General features: G+C 68.0%; 3 protein-coding genes. 2 read left to right on the top strand and 1 reads right to left on the bottom strand.

The window, feature by feature from the left end; genetic code table 11:
• Nucleotides 1-227 precede the first annotated feature (227 nt).
• Nucleotides 228-875, bottom strand: coding sequence for an MBL fold metallo-hydrolase (locus ACXJJV_RS02835; RefSeq protein WP_456466666.1), 648 nt, complete (start codon nucleotides 873-875; stop codon nucleotides 228-230).
• Nucleotides 876-1,039: 164 nt separating this feature from the next.
• On the opposite strand from ACXJJV_RS02835, the gene ACXJJV_RS02830 reads away from it, so the two are divergent.
• Both ACXJJV_RS02830 and ACXJJV_RS02825 read left to right on the top strand, forming a co-directional pair.
• Nucleotides 1,040-1,489, top strand: a complete 450-nt coding sequence (locus ACXJJV_RS02830; protein WP_456466665.1) for a hypothetical protein — start codon at nucleotides 1,040-1,042, stop codon at nucleotides 1,487-1,489.
• A gap of 40 nt (nucleotides 1,490-1,529) precedes the next feature.
• Nucleotides 1,530-2,152, top strand: a 623-nt coding sequence (locus ACXJJV_RS02825) for a molybdopterin-guanine dinucleotide biosynthesis protein MobB (protein ID WP_456466664.1), incomplete at its 3' end; no start/stop codon positions are given.

Raw genomic sequence — 2,152 nt, 5'->3', positions numbered from 1 at the left:
CCCAGCCGCTCCGCCAGAATCCTCGCCTCGCCGTCCGCCTCCATGTCCCAAATGATGGATCTGACCACGAGGAACGCCAGCCGACTCACGCTCCCCGACCTCTCCCTATCCATCTCGATCAGGTCCTTCACATGGAAGAACACCTGGCAGCCCCGCGTGCGGCTCGGTCGAGGGTCGTATTTACTTTACTCTGGTTTACTTTTACTTTACTTTGGTTTGGTTGGCACTTAGACCCTCACCTCCAGCCCCGGCCCCACGTCGACGAACTCGAACCGCTCCCGAAACACCTCCTTCGCGAGGTCCCCGGAGCAGTGGCACGGGCCCGCGACCCTTACCCCGAGCTCCCTCAGCCGGTCGGCGATCCGCTCCACCTCCCGACGCGACGCCCCCATCAGGTGGAACCCACCCAGGACCGCCCTCACCTTCAGGCCGCGGCGAACGCACCACTCCGCGAACCGGTCGACCCCCGGGTGCGCGCACCCGGTCACCAGGAGCCCGTTCACGAACGCGGCCCGCTCCCTCGGCGGGCCCTCGAGCACGTCGGTCAGCACGACCTCGTCGTCGATCCCCAGCCACTCCTCCCGAACCATCTCGTTCGGCGCGTTCAACCGTTCCGGCGTGATCACCCTCAAGACGTGGGGCGCGACGGCCTCCAGCCCGCCCGCGTGATCCCAGTGGTTGTGGGATATCACGACGAAGTCCACGTCGTCCGGCTCGTACCCCAGTTCCCTGAGGTTATGCTCCAGCAGGTCCGGGCTGGGCCCGGTGTCGAAGAGCACCGTCCTCCGGTTCTCGATCAGCGCCGCGAACCCCGGGCCCGACTTCAATCCCTCCACCTTCGGCGGCTCGTCCGAGACCACCACCGTCACCTTCACCGCGCTCACCCGGTCCCCATGCAGCCGGCGCCCGGTATCAGCCTTCCGCCCGGCGGCGGCGCGACACCGGACCACCCGCTACGGTTTAAAACCGGGCTATCGGGGGTGCCGAGGCGGTAGCGGTTAATGATCCCAGTGGGGCAGGGGGCCGGGGGCTCACTGGATTGACCGAGTCCGGCGATGAAGAGGGGATGAAGATGGAGGACCTCCTGAGGACCGAGGAGGAGCTGCCCAAGCCCGGTCTGGTCGGGCTCGCCATGTTCGTCTCGTTCAAGCGGTCGATCCAGGAGCGCGTTGGTGAGGCCTGGGAGCAGGTCGCCGTGGACGCCATGCGCCGGTTCCTGAGGTTCCTTGAGTCGGAGGAGGGTGTGAAGGCCGAGAGCCTCGAGGACGTCCTGGAGCTGGGCGCCAAGTACCGCTTCATTAAGGACTTCCACAGGGAGGACAACTGCGTCACGGTGACCGGGGCGCTCAAAACCTCTCACGTCGAGGACGTCGTTGCCATCGCCAAGGCCCTCGTGCTGGAGGGGCTCAGCCGCGAGGGCGTCAACGTCACGCGGCTTAAGGAGGAGGTGGACGAGGGTCGGATCAGGATCTGCTGGGAGACCCGGTGAGCCCCCGTGCCCCGAGCGCGCCCATCCTCGGGGTTGAACGATGCGCGTCCTTCAGGTCGTGGGGCCTAAGGGCTCCGGCAAGACGTCCTTCTGCAGGAGGGCGGTTCAGGGGCTGCGGAAGCGCGGCTATCGGGTAGGGTACGTGAAGTCCGTCGGGGAGCCCCGGCTGGACCTCCGCTCCCGCGACACGGGGCGCGTCCCCGCGGACGTGCGGACCGGGGTGGCCGGATCGGAAACGGTCCTGTTCCTGCCTGAGCTGGAGGTGGACGCCGTCCTCGGCCTCCTCTCGCTGCTGGGAATCGATTACGCGATCGTGGAGGGATTCGGATCCCGGGAGCTGGGAGTGAGGGTGGGGTTCGGCGGGCGTCATGAGGGCGCCACGATCCCCGCGGAGGAGCTCGAGGGGGCGCCGGAGGACGCCGTGGTCCGGTACGCGGTCAAGTACACGGCGGAGGCCGACTGCGGCCGATGCGGGTACGATTCCTGCCGCGCGTTCCGTCGGGCGGTCGCGCGCGGTGAGGCCTCACCGGACGACTGCCGGGCGCCGGAGCTGGCCACCGTCCTGGTCGACGAGCGTCCGGTGCCCTTGAACCCGTTCGTCGAGAGGGTCGTTCGGAACGTGGTGGCCGGACTGGTGAGCTCGCTGAGGGGCGGTGAGGGGGA

The organism is Methanopyrus sp., assembly GCF_053997775.1.
The sequence above is the reverse complement of the archived record's forward strand: the minus strand, read 5'-3'. Positions and strand labels throughout refer to the sequence as shown.